The sequence below is a fragment of the Crossiella sp. CA198 genome (assembly GCF_052078295.1).
In the GTDB taxonomy this organism is placed as follows: Bacteria; Actinomycetota; Actinomycetes; order Mycobacteriales; family Pseudonocardiaceae; genus Crossiella.
Genome location: NZ_JBQJIM010000002.1, coordinates 315,944 through 331,758 on the forward strand (window position 1 = coordinate 315,944; position 15,815 = coordinate 331,758).

The following is a 15,815-nucleotide window of genomic DNA, read 5'->3' on the forward strand; positions in this document are numbered from 1 at the left end:
GTTCCTTCACCGGAAGTGTCACCTAGTTGGGGAGGCAGTGTGTCGGCAACACGTCGATGGAGCACCGCGCTGGCGGCGACGGCCTTGATCGGCGGCGCGCTGGGGGCAGCCCCGGCCGCCGCCGAACCGGCCGCGGCGCCCTGCGACCCCAGCGGGACCGCCTACCGGCACGTCGTGCTGTTCACCCCCGGCACGCCGGAATGGGCGGCGACCAGGGAGATCAGCCGCAAGTGCGGCAAGACCGACAGCTACTACCGGGAGATCGGCGTGGCGGTGGCCGCCTCGGCCGATCCCACCTTCGAGTCCCGGTTCACCCTGGAACGCGCCTACAGCGCGGAGAAGGCCGCCAAGGCCCTGGCCGCGACCTCCCGGCTGGTCGCGCCGACCGCCGAGGTCAGCGCGCGGGGTGTGACCGAGGACCTCTCGCCGCGGTCCTGGGACATGCGCCAGATCAAGGCCGATGAGGCCAACAAGATCAACGTCGGCTCCCGGCGGGTGGTGGTCGGGGTGCTCGACTCCGGCGTGGACGCCGATCACCCGGACCTGAAGGCCGCGGTGGACCCGGCGCTGTCCGCGGGCTGCACCACCGGTCACCCGGTCCAGGACAAGCCGGCCTGGATGCCGAGCAACTCCTCGCACGGCACGCACGTGGCCGGCACCATCGCCGCGGCCAAGGACGGTCAGGGCATCACCGGCGTCGCGCCGGGTGTGCGGCTGGCCTCGGTGAAGGTGGTCAACGACGAGGGCATGATTTACCCGGAGTCCGCGGTGTGCGGGTTCATGTGGTCCGGCGCCAAGGGTTTCCAGGTCACCAACAGCAGCTGGTTCATGGACCCGTGGATGTTCTGGTGCAAGGACAAGCCGGGCGAGAAGGTCGGGCACGAGGCGGTCCGGCGGGCGATCTCCTACTCGGTGCGCAACGGCGCGCTGAACGTGGCCGCGGTCGGCAACAGCGCGATCGACCTGGCCAACACCACCAAGGACCCGGCCAAGCCGCACCCGGTGAACGAGAACTGCGATGAGGCGCCGGCCGAGTTCGCCGGTGTGGTCGGGGTGTCGGCCACCGGGTACGCGAAGAAGCTGTCGGGTTACTCCAGCTACGGCAAGGGCGTGGTGGACGTGACCGCGCCCGGTGGCGACGGCGCGCAGCCGCCGCCCGCCGGTGAGGGCTCGGGCTGCCCGCTGTCCACGCTGCCGGGTGGCCGCTACGGCACCGCCTGCGGCACCTCGATGGCCTCGCCGCACGCGGCCGGGGTGGCCGCGCTGCTGGCCTCGAAGTACCGGGGCGCGCCGCCGCAGGCGCTGGCCTGGCTGCTGGGGCACCAGGCGGATGAGCTGCCCTGCCCGGCCGGTGACGCCCGGTGCACCGGTCCGGCCAGGGACAACGCGTTCTTCGGCAAGGGTCTGGTGAACGCGCTCAAGGCGGTCAGCTAAGCACGCCAAAGGCCCCCGGTTTCCCTTGTGCGTCAAGGGAAACCGGGGGCCTTCGCGTTGGGCTCAGCCCTGGCTGAACGCCGGGTTGCTGACCGGGCTGCCGGTGCCGACCGGGGTGATCGGCAGCAGCACCCGGCCGGTCGGGCCGACCTGGATGTCGGTGTTCATCGCCGGGCACACACCGCAGTCGAAGCACGGGGTCCAGCGGCAGTCGTCCAGTTCACGCTCGTCCAGCGCGTCCTGCCAGTCCGACCACAGCCATTCCTTGTCCAGGCCCGAGTCCAGGTGGTCCCAGGGCAGGACCTCCAGCTCCTCGCGTTCCCTGGTGGTGTACCAGGCGAGGTCGACGCCGACCTGCGCCAGCTCGATCTCGGCGCACCGCACCCAGCGGTCGTAGGAGAAGTGCTCGCCCCAGCCGTCGAACTGACCGCCCTCGCGCCACACCCGCTCGATCACCCGGCCGAGCCTGCGGTCTCCTCGGGAGAGCAGTCCCTCGATCAGCGCAGGCTTGCCGTCGTGGTAGCGCATGCCGATGTTGCGGCCGATGGACCGGTCGGTGTTGATCTCGTCCCGGAGCTTGCGCAGCCGGTCGTCCACGGTGTCCGGATCGCACTGGGCGGCCCACTGGAACGGGGTGTGCGGCTTGGGCACGAACCCGCCGATGGAGATGGTGCAGCGGATGTCCTTGCGCCCGGAGGCGGCCCGCCCGGCCTTGATGACCTCCTTGGCCATCCGGGCGATCTGCAGCACGTCCTCGTCGGTCTCGGTGGGCAGACCGCACATGAAGTACAGCTTCACCTGCCGCCAGCCGTTGGCGTAGGCGGTGCTGACGGTGCGGATCAGGTCCTCCTCCGACACCATCTTGTTGATCACCTTGCGCAGCCGTTCGCTGCCGCCCTCCGGAGCGAAGGTGAGCCCGGAGCGGCGGCCGTTGCGGGACAGCTCGTTGGCCAGGTCCACGTTGAAGGCGTCCACCCGGGTGCTGGGCAGGCTCAGCCCGGTCTTGGTGCCCTCATAGCGGTCGGCAAGGCCCTTGGTGATCTCGGCGATCTCGGAGTGGTCGGCGCTGGAGAGCGAGAGCAGGCCGACCTCCTCGAAGCCGGTGTTGGCCAGCCCGCGCTGCACCATCGCGCCGATGCCCTCGATCGAACGTTCCCGCACCGGCCGGGTGATCATGCCCGCCTGGCAGAACCGGCAGCCGCGGGTGCAGCCGCGGAAGATCTCCACGCTCATCCGCTCGTGCACGCTCTCGGCCAGCGGGACCAGCGGCTGCTTCGGGTACGGCCAGTCGTCGAGTTCCATGGTGGTCCGCTTGAACACCCGGTAGGGCACCCGGTCGCGGTTGGGCACGACCCGCTGGATGCGGCCGTCGGGCAGGTACTCCACGTCGTAGAACCGCGGGATGTACACCCCGCCGGTCTCGGCGAGCCTGGTCAGCACCTCGTCCCGGCCGCCGGGGCAGCCCTCGGCCTTCCAGGTCCGGATGATGTCGGTGACCTCGAGCACGGCCTCCTCGCCGTCGCCGAGCACGGCGGCGTCCAGGAAGTCCGAGATCGGCTCCGGGTTGAACGCCGCGTGGCCACCGGCTAGCACGATCGGGTGGTCCTCGGTGCGGTCCTTGGCGTGGATCGGGATCCCGGCCAGGTCCAGCGCGTTGAGCAGGTTGGTGTAGCCCAGCTCGGTGGCGAAACTGACGCCGAGCACGTCGAAGGCGCCCACCGGGCGGTGCCCGTCCACGGTGAACTGCGGGACACCGTTCTCGCGCATCAGTTTGGCCAGGTCAGGCCAGATGGCGTAGGTGCGCTCGGCGAGCACGTCGGGCAGCTCGTTGAGGATCTCGTAGAGGATCATGACGCCCTGGTTGGGCAGGCCGACCTCATAGGCGTCCGGGTACATCAGGCACCACCGGACAACGGCCTCTTCCCAGGGCTTGACGGTGGCGTTCAGCTCCCCGCCGACGTACTGGACGGGCTTGGACACCTGCGGAAGCAGCGGTTCAAGCTGGGGGAAGACAGACTGCACACTCACGCGACCAGGGTAACGCCCATCGGCCGGTATCTCTGCCCGACCAACCCCAAGATCGCGAGTTATCCACAATAGCGAGTTATCCACAGCCCCAGCGCCCACCCGCTGGCGCCATCAGCACCCACCGGTCCAAGCTCGCCTCATGCCCACCAGCACCCCGCCCCGCGTCACCGCCGGGATCCGCGAACGCCTGACCGAGCCGACCGAGCCCAGAGAAGAGGGCCTGCGCGACAAGTCCAGGGGGGAGGGGACGTCAGGCGCGCAGGCCCGCCCCGATCTTAGCCACGCCCCCAGGCAAAACCCGCCCACCTTCACCCGTCCGTGCAGCACCTTTCCCAAGCCGGCCAACAAATCCCGCGCGACCTCACCTCACCGCAGCAGCAGCTTGTCCAGTCGTCGGGTGGTCACCCACATCCCGACTCCCGCGATCACCACGAAGTACGCGAGATGCTCCAGCATCCCGACCCCGACGTGCCCCGTGGTGAGCCCCCGCATCAGCTCGACCGCCCGGTACAGCGGCAGCCACTCCACGATCCACTGGAGCGGCCGCGGGTACACCGACAGCGGGTAGAAGGTGCTGCAGAACAGGAACATCGGCAGGATCGCGAGCTGGATCAGGTCGAAGTCCTGCCAGGAGCGCATGAACGTGGTGCAGGCCATGCCCGCTGCGGCGAAGGCGAAGGCCACGAACAGCGCGGCTGGCAGCACCAGCAACGCCCAGGGTGAGGCGATGAGGTCCATGCCGAACATCACCAGCAGGAAGCCGCTGGAGTACAGGCCGCCGCGGATCACCGCCCAGGTGATCTCGCCGACGGCGACGTCCAGTGGGCCGAGGGAGGTGGCCAGGATCGCGTCGTAGAGCTTGGCGTACTTGAGTTTGAAGAAGACGTTGTAGGTGGCGTCGTTGATGGCGCCGTTCATCGCGGAGGAGGCCAGCAGCGCGGGCGCGAGGAACATCGCGTAGTCCATCGGCTGTCCGTCGGGCCCGGCGACCTGGCCGACCATGCTGCCGAAGCCGATCCCGAGGGAGAGGAGGAAGAACAGCGGTTCGAGGATGCCCGACACCAGGTTCAGCCAGGACCTGCGGTTCACCAGGAACGCGCGCTCCACCAGCATCCGGCCCCGGCCGGCGTAGAGCCCGGCGGGCAGGATGCGCAGCAGCGGCCCACCGGACCGGCGCCCGGCCTGGGCCACCCGGCCACCAGCCATGTCCCGGCCACCAGCCACGTCACCGCCGGCCACGCGATCACCGATCATCCGGTCGTCGTTGGTCATGTCAGTTCGCCAGCCTTCGCCGGAAGTTGCGGGCAGCCAGCGCGGCGCCACCGGCCAGCAGGGCGAGCAGGTAGGCGACGTGGCCCAGGGCCGGCCACAGCTGCAGGCCGCCGAGCACCGTGCCGCGGGCCAGTTCGGTGCCGTGCCAGAGCGAGGTGAGCCAGGCGATCGGCTGGACGAAGTCGGGCAGGCGGTCCAGTGGGAAGAAGGTGCCCGCGAACAGGGTCATCGGCATCAGCACGAAGCGGAAGATGTTGCCGAGGGTCTGGCCCTCGTCGTCGACGGTGGCGACGTAGGCGGTCAGTGGGGCGGCGAAGGCCATCCCGGCCAGCGTGGCGAACAGCAGTGAGATGAGCACCAGCGGGCTGCGGACTCCGCCGAAGAACGCGGCCACCACCAGGTAGATGGCGCCGGAGAGCAGCAGCCGGGCCGCCGTCCACAACAGTTGCCCACCGACGATCTGATGGGGGGTGATGGGTGAGGCGTTGATGCCCCAGTAGACCCGTTGCCACTTGAACGAGGACAGCACCGGGAAGGTCGACTCCCCGGTGGCGTTCTGCACGGCCGAGACGACCAGCAACGCCGGCGCCAGGTACTCCAGATAGGACACGCCGCCGGGCACAGCCCCTGGTTTGACCTGGGAGCCGATGCCCAGGCCGAGGGCGAGCAGGAACAGCAGGGGCTGGCCGACGCTGGAGAAGAAGGTGGCTCGCCAGTTGCGCCGGTACCAGGTCCACTTTCCTTCCACCACAAGGAAAGCGGCCCGCAACGCGCCTACCGGGCTGCCGGTGGCGCGCCGGTGCCCTGGCTCGGCGCGGTCCTCGGTCTGGTCGCTGGTCATCAGTCCACCAGGGTTCGGCCGGTGAGCCGGAGGAAGACGTCCTCCAGCGAGCTGCGGCGGACCAGGCTGGTGATCGGGCGGATGCCGCGCTCGACCGCGGCGGCCAGCGCGGACTCGCCGTCTGCGGTGTAGAGCAGCAGGCGGTCGGGCAGGATCTCGACGCGTTCGGCCAGGTCGGCGACTGTGGGCGCGGCCTCGGTCTGGTGGCCGGGGGCGAAGCGGAGTTCGAGGACCTCGCGGGTGGAGTGGGCGGCGATCAGGTCGGCGGGTGAGCCCTCGGCGACGATGCGGCCGTTGTCCATCACCACCAGGCGGTCGCAGAGCTGTTCGGCCTCGTCCATGTAGTGGGTGGTGATGATCAGGGTGACGCCTGCCTGCTTGAGCCGGAACAGCCGGTCCCACAGCAGGTGGCGGGCCTGCGGGTCCAGGCCGGTGGTGGGCTCGTCGAGCAGCAGCAGCTCGGGGTCGTTGACCAGCGAGCGGGCGATGGTCAGCCTGCGCTTCATGCCGCCGGAGAGCGAGTCGACCTCGGCGTCGGCGCGGTCGGCGAGCTGGGCGAAGTCCATCAGCTCGGTGGCCTTGGCCTTGACGTGCGCGCGGGAGAGGCCGAAGTAGCGGCCGTAGAGCTGGAGGTTCTGCCGGACGGTCAGCTCGGTGTCCAGGTTGTCCTGCTGCGGGACCACGCCGATGCGGGCGCGGATCCGCGGGCCCTGCACGTCCGGGTCCAGGCCGAGCACGGATAGCTCGCCGCCGCTGCGCGGGGACACGCAGGCGATCATCCGCATGGTGGAGGACTTGCCAGCGCCGTTGGGCCCGAGGAAGCCGTATGCCTCACCGGCGCGGACCTTCACATCGATGCCGCGGACCGCCTCGAAGTCGCCGAAACGTTTGGACAGCCCGTTCGCCTCGACCAGCCAATCGTCGCCGTTCACGCAGGCGACCGTAGCCGAGGGCACCGACAGAACTGAACGTGTTTTTCTCGGGCAGACACCGAAGGCGTCCCCGCTGACCTGCGGGGACGCCTCCGGAACTGCTGTTGTATCCGGCTCAGCCGGCGAGGTTGGGGAACCAGAGCTTGATCTCGCGGGCGGCGGACTCGGGCGAGTCGGAGCCGTGCACGAGGTTGAACTGGGTCTCCAGGGCGAAGTCGCCGCGGATGGTGCCGGGGGTGGCCTTCTCGACCGGGTCGGTGCCACCGGCGAGCTGGCGGAACGCCGGGATGGCGCGGGTGCCCTCGACCACGACGGCCACCAGCGGGCCGGAGGTGATGAAGTCCAGCAGGCTGCCGAAGAAGGGCTTGCCGTCGTGCTCGGCGTAGTGCTGCTCGGCAACGCCGCGCTCGACGGTGCGCAGCTCCAGCGCGACCAGCTTCAGGCCCTTGCGCTCGATGCGGGAGATGACCTCACCGACCAGGCCACGGGCAACGCCGTCGGGCTTGACCAGGACCAGGGTGCGCTCGCTCACGACGTACGTTCTCCTTGTTCGGGGTACCGGCTCGGGATGCTCGCGCGCAGGTTACCTGGCGGGCCGCTCAGCCCCGTCCGCTCCCCCGCCGCGCGCTCCGGCGGAGCTGGATGATGCGCGCGTACCCGGGCACCGCCACCAGCAGCACACCCAGGATCGCCGACAACAACAGCGCCACGCCCAGCGGCAACGTGCCGGTGATGCCGAAGTAGGAGATCTGCACGTCCTGGCTGTTCTCCAGGATGAACACCAGCAACAGCAGCAGCACCACGGCCGCCACCACGAACACACTCCACAGCCCGCCGAGGCGGTTGCGCCCCGGTTGCGCGGCGCCGGGCTGGGCGGCGCGTTCGTTCGCGCGACGGCGGGCAGCGCGCGGGTCGGTGCGTTGCTCGGTGCCGGGGTCGGGGCGCTGGTGCTCGCCGGTGTGCTGGCCGGAGCCGTCGGGGGTCTGGGCTTCGCTCATCGTGGTGCCTGCCTTCCAGCGCGGGTTCTCCCCAGGTACTTCGGCTACCCGCAGCGACCACTCGATTCACCGGTTGGGCGAAACACCGCCCGCCCGAGACCGGGACGCGCGCCGCGCGCTCCACCAGCTGAGCCTACGGCGGCCCAGCGCGCCACCCAAGCAGCCGAGCCGCAGACCCATGGCGGGATTCGGCTCGGCCGCACCACCGACCCAGCGGCCCCGGCCCCGGCCTGGCCCAGCCCAGCCCAGGCCAGCCGGGCCGGGCCGGGCCGGGCCAGGCGGGCCCAGCCAGGCCGGGGCCGCAGTCCCGGCGTGTGATCACCGCACCAGCACGGCCACCGTCCGTCCCGGCACCCGCGCCCGATCCCCCGCCACGCTCGTCCCCCGCACCACCGGATCACCGCCACCGGCCTGCAGCTCGTGCAACCGCCACCCACCACCCGCGGGCAGCGCCACCTCACGCGCCCCCGGATCCGGGTTGATCACCACCAGCACGCCCCGCCGCGCCGGGTCCACCTCCGGTCCGGCCATGTCGTCCAGGTGCGCGAGCACCGTGCCGGGGGCGGCTTGCGGGCCTGGGTCGGGGAAGGTGAGTTTCTGTTGGACCAGGGCTTGGTCGGACAGGGTGAACAGCGGGGAGGACTGCCGCAGCCGCAACAGGTCCAGGGTGCGGTCCAGGGCGGTGCGGAGGTCGGCCGGGCCTGGTTTGAGGGCTGGGTTGGCGAGCAGGGGTTTGGCGTAGGGCCACTTGTCGCGGTTGTCGGGGGCGGGGGGCAGGCCGGCGCCGAAGGCCGAGGTTTGCAGGGCCGGGTCGTAACGGTTGAACCAGTCGCCGGAGTCAAAACTGTTGCGGTCCAAGGACTTCGAGCGCAGGAACTCGGTGCCCGCGTGCACCAGCGGCTGGCCTTGGCCGAGCAGGGCCGGGGCCAGGGCGAGGGTCTGCATGCGGATGCGGTCGGACATCGGCGTGCCTGGCGGGAGTTTGTAGGCCAGGGCGTCGTAGAGGGACTCGTTGTCGTGGGCGTCGACGTAGGTGATCGACTCGGCCGGGCCCGCGGTGTACCCGGCGCGGGCGCCGTTGTAGCGGACGTCGCGGCCGGTGGTCTCGGCGCCGTTGGTGGCGCGGAAGCGGAAGTCCGCCGCATTTCCCGCCAGGCCGAGTTTGACCAGGTCGGTGTAGTTGGTCAGGCGAGCCAGTTGCTCTGCGGGGGTGCCGTTGGCGGGGCTGCCGTTGGGTGCGCCGGCCAGGCCGGAGCCCAGGCCCTGGACGCGCGGGTCGGCGTCGAAGGGGCCGCCGCCGCGGACGCCGTCGCGCAGCCGGTCGTTGAAGGTGCCGATGCCGGTGCCTGCCATGTTCGCCTGGGTGGCCTGCTCGAACCGGGCGTTGCCGCCGACCTCGCCGAAGTCCCAGCCCTCGCCGTAGAGCCGGATGTTGCGACCATCCACCCCGTCCCTGGCCACGGTCAGCCCGTCCAGCGCGGCGCGCACGGCCAGGATGTTGGCCTTGGGGTGGTGGCCCATCAGGTCGAAGCGGAAGCCGTCCACCTTGTACAGCCGGGCCCAGCGTTGCACCGAGTCGACCACCAGCTTGCCCATCATGGCGTTCTCGGTGGCGGTGTTGGCGCAACAGGTGGAGTTGGCCACCGAGCCGTCCTCGGTGAGCCGCTGGTAGTAGCCGGGCACGACCCGGTCCAGCACCGACTTGGGGTCGTTGCCCGCGGCGGCGGTGTGGTTGTAGACGACGTCGACGACCACCCGGTTCCCGTTGGCGTGCAAGGCTTGCACCATCTCGCGGTACTGGCGGGCGCGGGCCTGGCCGGACTGGGCGTCCGGGGTGGCGTAGGAGCCCTCGGGCACGTCGTAGTGCCACGGGTCGTAGCCCCAGTTGAACCCGTCCTTGGCCGCGGCGCGGGTCACGCACTCCTGCTGCTGTTCGGAGTCCGCGGGCAGCGCGGGCAGGCCGCAGGCGGGTTTCTGCTGGTCGGCGCGGCGTTCGGGGATGGTGGCGATATCGAAGGTGGGCAGCAGGTGCACGGTGTCCATGCCCGCTTCGGCCAGCGCGCGCAGGTGTCGCATGCCGGTGGAATCGCGGTGGGTGAACGCCTTGTAGGTGCCGCGATCGGCCTCCGGCACGCTGGTGTCGCCGATGGAGAAGTCGCGGACGTGCAGTTCAGTGATGGCGTGCCGGGCCGGGTTCGGGCCCAGGCCCTTGGCGACCTCGCGATCCCAGCCGGGCGGGGCTTCGCGCAGGTCGGTGAGCTGGGAGTGGGTGGAGTCGACGGTCAGCGCGAGCGAGTACGGGTCGGTGACCACGGCGGTCTCGACCTTGCTGGTGCGCGGCTGCCAGGCGGTGACCTCGAACTGGTAGTAGCGGCCCAGCCAGTCACCGAACCCGCTCCACGCCCCGGAAGCCGGATCACGTTGCAGGGTCAGGGTTTGACTGGGTGCCGTGGTCGCCTCGGGCGGGGTGTGCCCGAACAGTCGCAGCCGCACCGACTTGGCGGTGGGCGCCCACAGCCGGACACCGGCCGGCTGGGCCAGCGGACCGAGAGTCAGGCCCGCCGCGGCCGGGGCGTAGTGCGCGTCGAGCACCCCGGCGAGCTGCACTCCGGTGGCGTGCCGGAGCGCGCCGCCTGCGTCCCGGTGCACGGCGACGACCTGGCCGCGCACCGCGTCCCGACCGCTGTCCACATCGGACGATCTCAGCCGGTAGACCGGTTTTCCGCGCAGGTGTGGGAACTTCGCCGCCAGTTCCGCGGACAGCCCGCCGGGATCGGGCGCGAGTCGCAGCACCCGCCCGCCCTGGACCTGCCCGGCCACCACGGCGATCCGCCCGTCCGGGTCGTGCCGCAGTTCGTAGCCGTCGGACTCGGCGGCGGGCACATCCCACACGACCCGGTCCTTGCTGACCCAGATCGCCTTGGCCTTGCTCAGATCCGCGTCCGCCGGGGCCGCCGCCGAGGGCGGCAGCACGTAGGACACCGAGCCGTCCGGCTTGGTGGATCCGCTGGCGTACCAGACTTCGTGACCGGTCGCGCCGAGCTGGATCCGCTGGTCCGGACCCGGATCCTTGGTGTCGCCGCGATGCAGCAGGTAGCTCAGTCCGGTCGCGCCCTCGGCCAGTGGCACCGACCAGGTCAGCCCGAACCCGTCCGTCCGGTCGGGTCGCTGGGACTCGTTCCAGGACGGGCTGGGCGTGGCGGATCCGCCCCAGTGGTAGAGCGTCCAGTCCGGGTAGTCCCCGGCGGGCCGGTGGTAGTGCAGCACGATCCGCCGCTCGGCCGCCGCCCGGCTGGCGTGCACGGCCTGATCCCCTTGGCGCAGCCAGGCTTCGGCCCCGCGGACGGGTTCGATCCGGCCGGTGACGTCGGTCGCGCCGTCCTTGAGCACGGTCAGTTCGACCGGCGCGCCACTGCCGTTGACCCGCACGCTCGCCCGGACGCCGTAGTCGTCCCTGGCTTCCAGGGGCAGCTCGGCGGGCTGGTCGGCCGCGATGCCGCCGCCCACCCGCAATCGCAGGCCGCCGTAGTCGCCGCCGGGCCGGTGGTACCGGATCTCGACCGCCCCGGTGGCCGCGCTCTGCCTCGGGAACACCGGCGCCTGACCCTGTTTCAGCCACACCTGCGGCGTGATCGAGGGGTCGACGAACCGGTCGCCACTGACGTCCTTCTCCTCGCCCTTGTGCACGAGGAAGCCGACCTGTTTCGCGCCCGGCTTGAGTTTCACCCAGGCGAACCGCCCGTACCCGGTCTCCCCGGCGAAGGGCAGCGGCCGTTCCCACGCGGTGGGTTCGGCGACCTCGCCCCACACGTGCAGGCCCCAGCCGTCGTAGTCCCCGGCAGGCCGGTTGTAGTGCACCACCAGCCAGTCCGGACTCGGCTGCGCGCCGGTGCCACCGCCCGGCGCGGCCACCAGCGCGATCTCGGCGCCGTCCGCGGTGAGCCGTCCGGCGGCGTCCTTGACCACGGTCCGCAGCTCCACCCGCGCGCCCGCCTTGGCCCCGGGCAGCGCGGCGAGGTCGGCGTACACCCGGTACGGCGCGGCGTCGTCGGTGCCGAGCACGGTCCAGTCCCGCTCCCCCGCCACCCTAGCGGCGAAGGTGGCCTGGGCGAACGGCGCGGTCACGTTGTCCGCGCGCAGTTCTACCCAATCTCCCAGTCCGGTGCCCGCGGGCGGCGCGACCAGCGTGGGCTGCCCGGAACCGCTGCCCTGCACCGGTATCCGGCCGGTCGAGCGCAGCACCACCGCGGACAGTGGCGGCACGCTCACCCGCACCGCGCCGTCCACCCCGCTGACCAGCGCCGCGTCCCCACCCCAGACCGTGCGGAAACCCAGTCCTGGCGCGGAAACCGACACCCTGGCCTCGGCCGGAGTGGTCCCGCCGTTGGCCACCACCACGTGCTCGACCTGGGTGTCCCGGTCGATCCGGCTGAAGGCCAGCACATCCCGCTCAGCCAGTCGCAGCACCTGGTTGCCACGCCGCCACACCGGATCACCGTCCACAAAGGACGACAGCTGACCGAGGTGCCGGTACAGCGGGTGTTTCGGGTCGAAATTGTCCGCGGCGGGGGTGGCGTCGGTGCCGATCTGGTCCTGTGCCAGCCATTCCGGCACCTTGCTGGGGAACATGTCCTGCCGGGCGTCCTTGTCCCCGCCGGTGCCTGCGAAGCCCTGTTCGTCGCCGTAGTAGACGACCGGGTTGCCGCGCCAGAAGTACATCAGGCTGTGCGCCAGCCGCAGCCGTTCCAGGGTCTCCGCATCGGACATGCCGGGGCGGTCCTGGCGCAGCATGGTGGCGATGCGGCCCATGTCGTGGTTGCCCAGGAAGGTGGGCAGCGCGTTGGCGTTGGAGTCGGCGTCGGTGTAGCGGTCGTCGGCGAGCAGCACCTGGGCCAGCCGGTCCGCGCCCTGACCGGCGGCGAACCCGCGGGCACCGCCCTGGAACGGGAAGTCCAGCACCGACTGCAACCGGCCACCGGTGGTGTACTTCGAGGTGATCGCCGGATCGCCGTCGTAGACCTCACCGAAGACGAAGAAGTCCTTCTTTCCCTTTCGCCGAGCGTGTTCCCGCACCTTGGGCGCCAGCGCCCGCCAGAACTCCAGGTTGACGTGCTTGACCGTGTCCACCCGGTAGCCGTCGATGTCCAGCTCGTCGATCCAGCTGGTGAAGATGCCGGTCATCCCGTCGACCACCCGGGGATGCTCGGTCATCAGGTCGTCGAGCCCGTCGAAGTCGCCGTGCGTGGCGGATTCCCCGGCGAAGGTCGAGTTGCCACGATTGTGGTAGAGCGTGACATCGTTGAGCCACTTCGGTTTCTTCGCCTCGGCGTCCCCGGCGCGCAGCACCGGCTCATAGGCGAAGGACCGGCGGGCGTCCAGTTTCGGGAAGTCCTTGCCACCGGCCAGCGCGGCCAGGTCGATCGGCCGTCCGTCGGCGTCCAGGTAGGGCTGCGCGCCAGTGCCGCGGTAGTCGTACTTGGCGCCCGCGTAGTCGATGACATCGGCGGTGTGGTTGGCCACGATGTCGAAGAAGACCTTCATCCCGCGGCCGTGCGCGTCCCTGATCAGCGCGCGCATTTCTTGCACCGTACCGAAATGCGGGTCGAGCGAGGTGTAGTCGGTGGTCCAGTAGCCGTGGTACCCGGCGGAGGCGGTGCTGCCCGAGCCCTGCGTCCAGCGGTTGCGGAACATCGGGGTCAGCCACACCGCGGTGGTGCCCATGCCGCGCAGGTAATCCAGCTTGGACCGCAGTCCGGCCAGGTCACCGCCGTGGTAGTAGCCCTTGTCCGCCGGGTCGAAGCCGTGCCGGGACCGGTCGCCCGGACTGCCCGCGGTGTCGTTGCGTGGGTCGCCGTTGGCGAACCGGTCCGGCAGCAGGAAGTAGAACCGTTGCCCGGCCAGGTCCTCGCGCAACGCGTCCCGGCCGAGTCGCCGATCACCGTCGCGCACACCCGCGGGCAGATCGGTGACCGCGCCGACGGCCAGCGGCGGCGCGGGTGGCAGCGCGGTCGCGGGCGGGGCGAGCGCGGGCAGTGCGGTCACCACCAGCGCCGCGCCCAGCAGGGCTCCACCGGCTCTCCGCATCCACCTGCGCTGCCGCACGGCGACCTCCTTGTCGCAAGTTTTTGCACACCCGAACGGGCGGGTCGGCAGAAAACCACGCGGCTCATCCGATGGCAATACTCCATTTACCTGCAAGAATTTTCAGTCGGTAGCCGGAGCAGCCGGGCCGCCCGGGGCAGCAGCCACCAGTTCCAGCGGCCCAGCATGGCCACGGTCGCGGGCACCGCCACGTCAAGGCGAAGACGGTGACCGGCACGAAGGTGCCGATGGCCCCGTCCGGCCGCAGTCCGAGCAGTTCCTCGGTGCCCCAGCCCCATTGCCACAGCAGCACCATCGCGCCGAGCACCGCGCCCAGGGACAGCAGGTTGAGCAGGATCGCCTTGAGCGGCGGCAGCAGCGAGCGGAAGGCCCTGGCCAGCAACACGTAACTGAGCAGGGTGAGCACGGCCAGCATCCACGGGAACGCGGTGTAGGCGGTGGTCGCCGGACATGGCGGCACAGCGACAGTCCACAGTGGACCAACAGGCGGGACGACCTTCCGGATCACCCTGCCGTTGACCTGATTCAGCGACGCTGGGGTTCCAGGGTGGTGGAGAAGAGCGAGCGGGCGTTCTGATCGCGCAGGTGCACGGTCAGGCATCCGCTGGGGCCGTCGATCTGGACCTGGCCGAAGTGCTGGAACCCGGCCATCGGCGAGGTGTTCGGCGCGGGCGGGGCGTTGACGAACACCGCCTGTGGCCCAAAGGTCGGGTCCAGCTTGTTCGGGCCGAACGCGCCGGCGTGCAGCGGGCCGGAGACGAACTCCCAGAACGGGCTGAACTCGGTGAAGGCGGCCCGCTCCGGCGCGTAGTGGTGCGCGGCGGTGTAGTGCACGTCCGCGGTCAACCACACCACGTTGCGCACTCGACGGCGGTGGATCTCCCGCAGCACGATGGCGAGTTCGGCCTCCCGGCCCGCCGGTGCGCCGGGCTGACCGTTGGCCACGCCTTCGATGTTGGCGCCGTCCGGCACGATCAGCCCGATCGGCAGATCCGCGGCGATGATCTTCCAGGTGGCCCGCGAGCGGTCCAGTTCCCTGGTCAGCCAGCGGGTCTGGGCCGCGCCCAGGATCGGCTCGAACGGCGCGGTGCCCGGGGTGTTGGGGCCCTTGTAGGTGCGCATGTCCAGCACGAAGACGTCCAGGTGCGGACCGTAGGAGACCTTGCGGTACACCCGGCCGTCCACCGCGTCGGCCTTGCGCACCGGCAGCCACTCGTGGAATGCCTGGAAGGCCCGCTGGGCCAGCACGTCCACCCGCTTCTCGGTGTAGCGGGCGTCGTCCAGGATCTCGCCGGGGTACCAGTTGTTGGTGACCTCGTGGTCGTCCCACTGGTTGAGCTGCGGCACGCTCGCGTTGAACCGGCGCACGTGCTCGTCGAGCAGGTTGTAGGCGAACTGGCCGCGGTACTCCTCCAGGGTCTCGGCGACCTTGGTCTTGGCCGGGGTGACCAGGTTGCGCCAGGTGCGGCCGTCCGGCAGGACCACGGTCTCGCTGAGCGGGCCGTCGGCGTAGACGGTGTCGCCGCTGCACAGGAAGAAGTCCGGGCGCAGCGCGGCCATCCGGGAGTAGATGCTCATGCCGCCGAGGTCGGGGTTGATGCCCCAGCCCTGGCCGACGATATCGCCGGACCACAGGAAGTTGACGTCCTGGCGGCCGCGCGGGGCGGTGTGGAAGGAGCCGAGCACGGGCTCACTGCCGGTGCGGCCGTGCAGTTCGTGCGCGGTCACCCGGACGTGGTAATCCCGGCCGGCGGTGAGCCCGGCGACCCGGAGTTCGCCGGTGCCGTCGGTCTCCGGGGTGAGCACCGGGCCCCAGAACTTGCGGACGTGCCGGAAGTTCTCGTCCCTGGCCACCTCGACCAGCAGCCGGGACGGCCGGTCGGCGCGGGCCCAGACGACGGCGCTGTCCGCGTCGACCTCGCCGAACTGGATGCCGTGGCTCAGTTTCGGGCGGGCGCTCGGGATGAGCGGGGCTGCCGCGGCTGCGGTGGACGCGGCGGCGGCGGTGGGCAGGAGCAGGCCGGTGGCGAGCGCCCCGGCACCCGCGGCGCCGTAACGCAGCAGGGAGCGTCGGTTCAGGGCTGGGGTTTCGGGCACCCCCGGGTTGTAGTCGCCAGGGGCGACCACAGTCCAACGCGGAGGCAGACAGAAGGTGAACCTGTCCTCCGACCGTATGAAGCCACGCAACCCGATTGGGCGCTTTGTCGT

10 protein-coding genes are annotated in these 15,815 nt (G+C 70.8%); 1 reads left to right on the top strand and 9 read right to left on the bottom strand.

Annotated features, from left to right (window positions below; genetic code table 11):
• The first annotated feature begins 39 nt into the window (after nt 1-39).
• A complete protein-coding gene (locus ACTOWY_RS04080) occupies nt 40-1,434 on the top strand; it encodes a S8 family peptidase (protein ID WP_441308243.1) in 1,395 nt (464 codons plus the stop codon).
• 63 nt (nt 1,435-1,497) lie between these two features.
• On the opposite strand, the gene ACTOWY_RS04085 is transcribed toward ACTOWY_RS04080, so the two are convergent.
• From ACTOWY_RS04085 to ACTOWY_RS04125, 9 genes are all read right to left on the bottom strand, one after another.
• Nucleotides 1,498-3,462: a TIGR03960 family B12-binding radical SAM protein gene (locus tag ACTOWY_RS04085; RefSeq protein WP_441308244.1), complete on the bottom strand. Its 1,965-nt coding sequence runs from the start codon at nt 3,460-3,462 to the stop codon at nt 1,498-1,500.
• Nucleotides 3,463-3,828: 366 nt separating this feature from the next.
• The gene (locus ACTOWY_RS04090) at nt 3,829-4,668 is read right to left on the bottom strand and encodes an ABC transporter permease (RefSeq protein ID WP_441308392.1); all 840 of its coding nucleotides are present in this window, start codon (nt 4,666-4,668) and stop codon (nt 3,829-3,831) included.
• A 67-nt stretch (nt 4,669-4,735) separates the two neighbouring features.
• Nucleotides 4,736-5,575, bottom strand: coding sequence for an ABC transporter permease (locus tag ACTOWY_RS04095; RefSeq protein WP_441308245.1), 840 nt, complete (start codon nt 5,573-5,575; stop codon nt 4,736-4,738).
• Nucleotides 5,575-6,507, bottom strand: coding sequence for an ABC transporter ATP-binding protein (locus tag ACTOWY_RS04100; RefSeq protein WP_441308246.1), 933 nt, complete (start codon nt 6,505-6,507; stop codon nt 5,575-5,577). Before ACTOWY_RS04100 ends, ACTOWY_RS04095 begins: the two co-directional genes overlap by 1 nt.
• A 115-nt stretch (nt 6,508-6,622) precedes the next feature.
• Nucleotides 6,623-7,039 carry a nucleoside-diphosphate kinase gene (gene ndk, locus ACTOWY_RS04105; RefSeq protein ID WP_441308247.1) on the bottom strand — a complete coding sequence of 139 codons (417 nt, stop codon included), beginning with the start codon at nt 7,037-7,039 and terminating at the stop codon, nt 6,623-6,625.
• Between the two features lie 67 nt (nt 7,040-7,106).
• Nucleotides 7,107-7,505: a LapA family protein gene (locus ACTOWY_RS04110; RefSeq protein WP_441308248.1), complete on the bottom strand. Its 399-nt coding sequence runs from the start codon at nt 7,503-7,505 to the stop codon at nt 7,107-7,109.
• 318 nt (nt 7,506-7,823) lie between these two features.
• On the bottom strand, nt 7,824-13,607 hold the full coding sequence (gene pulA / locus ACTOWY_RS04115) for a pullulanase-type alpha-1,6-glucosidase (RefSeq protein ID WP_441308249.1): 5,784 nt from the start codon (nt 13,605-13,607) through the stop codon (nt 7,824-7,826).
• Between the two features lie 64 nt (nt 13,608-13,671).
• Nucleotides 13,672-14,067 (bottom strand): hypothetical protein, encoded by a 396-nt coding sequence (locus ACTOWY_RS04120; RefSeq protein WP_441308250.1) that lies wholly within the window; start codon nt 14,065-14,067, stop codon nt 13,672-13,674.
• A 65-nt stretch (nt 14,068-14,132) separates the two neighbouring features.
• Nucleotides 14,133-15,704 carry an alkaline phosphatase D family protein gene (locus ACTOWY_RS04125; RefSeq protein ID WP_441308251.1) on the bottom strand — a complete coding sequence of 524 codons (1,572 nt, stop codon included), beginning with the start codon at nt 15,702-15,704 and terminating at the stop codon, nt 14,133-14,135.
• Between the last annotated feature and the right edge of the window lie 111 nt (nt 15,705-15,815).

What these genes read in the sequence shown, in the direction of transcription:
- ACTOWY_RS04090 (WP_441308392.1), bottom strand. Translation starts at nt 4,668, where the DNA reads ATGGCTGGTGGCCGGGTGGCCCAGGCCGGGCGCCGGTCCGGTGGGCCG.
- ACTOWY_RS04095 (WP_441308245.1), bottom strand. Translation starts at nt 5,575, where the DNA reads ATGACCAGCGACCAGACCGAGGACCGCGCCGAGCCAGGGCACCGGCGC.
- ACTOWY_RS04110 (WP_441308248.1), bottom strand. Translation starts at nt 7,505, where the DNA reads ATGAGCGAAGCCCAGACCCCCGACGGCTCCGGCCAGCACACCGGCGAG.